The sequence below is a fragment of the Halomonas sp. NPDC076908 genome, assembly GCF_050269715.1.
Lineage (GTDB): Bacteria > Pseudomonadota > Gammaproteobacteria > Pseudomonadales > Halomonadaceae > Vreelandella.
Genome location: NZ_JBNNIW010000117.1, coordinates 1 through 1,133, shown reverse-complemented (window position 1 = coordinate 1,133; position 1,133 = coordinate 1). Strand labels below are relative to the sequence as shown.

Genomic DNA, 1,133 nt, shown 5'->3' with positions numbered 1-1,133 from the left:
GAGTTATAGTCAAATCTGGTGGATGGCAGTCAGGCGGCAGTCCTGTCTGATTGATCGGTTACCTGCTCCCCATCCTGAAACCGGACGTTGTTCACGACCAGCTCCAGCTTGCTGAACCCCTTGATGCGCTTCCAGCGTTTCTCGGCGCTCTGGAGCAGCTTGAAGACCATCGCCAGGGTCGTCGCCCGGGATCCGCAGTTCCGGCTGCGCTTGCTCCGTAGACGGACCGTGGCGAAGGTCGACTCGATCGGGTTGGTGGTGCGGATATGCACCCAGTGCTCTGCTGGATAGTCGTAGAACGCCAGCAGCTCGTCCCGATCCTTGGCCAGGCACGCCATCGCCTTGGGGTACTTGGCCTCGAAGCGTTTCAACGTGCGATCGAAGGCCTTGTGCGCATCAAAGCGGGTCTCGGCCATCCAGATGTCATGGAGGTCGGCCTTGACCTTGGGCTGCACTGATTTCGGCAGCTTGTTCAGCACGTTAGCGGTCTTGTGGACCCAGCAGCGCTGATGGTCGGTTTCCGGGTAGATCTTGCTCAGCGCCAACCAGAACCCCATGGCACCGTCGCCCACCGCCAGCTTGGGGGCTTGAGTCAGACCGCGCTCTCGCAGCCCCGTCAGCAGCGTTTCCCAGCTGTCTGCCGACTCACGGAAGCCGTCCTCGACGGCCACCAGCTCCTTGCGGCCCTGCTCCGTGACGCCGATGATCACCAGCAGACACAGGCGGTCATCCATGCGCACGTTGCTGTACACGCCGTCGGCCCACCAGTAGACGTAGCGACGGTCTGACAGGTCACGCTGCCGCCACTCGGTATGCTCGTCTTCCCACTGTTTCTTGAGCCGAGACACCGTGTTGGCCGAGAGCCCCTTGGCCTGGTCGCCCAGCAGCGCCGCCAGCGCCTCCTGGTAGTCGCCAGTGGAAATCCCCTTCAGGTAGAGCCAGGGGATCAGTTCCTCGATGCTGCGGGCCCGCTTCAGGTAGGGCGGCAGCAGGCTGCTGTTGAAGCGAGCACCACCGCCGCTGCGGTCACGCACCTTGGGCACCTGCACGCTGACATCCCCAATCCCGGTCTGGACCGTGCGCTCGGGCAGGTAGCCGTTGCGGACCACGGCCTGACGTCCATCGTCGAGCCG

1 protein-coding gene is annotated in these 1,133 nt (G+C 63.5%); it reads right to left on the bottom strand.

Annotation, left to right across the window (positions count from 1 at the left end; translation table 11 throughout):
* Positions 1–29 precede the first annotated feature (29 nt).
* Positions 30–1,133, bottom strand: a 1,104-nt coding sequence (locus ACQKE4_RS20755) for an IS256 family transposase (RefSeq protein WP_427390114.1), incomplete at its 5' end; no start/stop codon positions are given.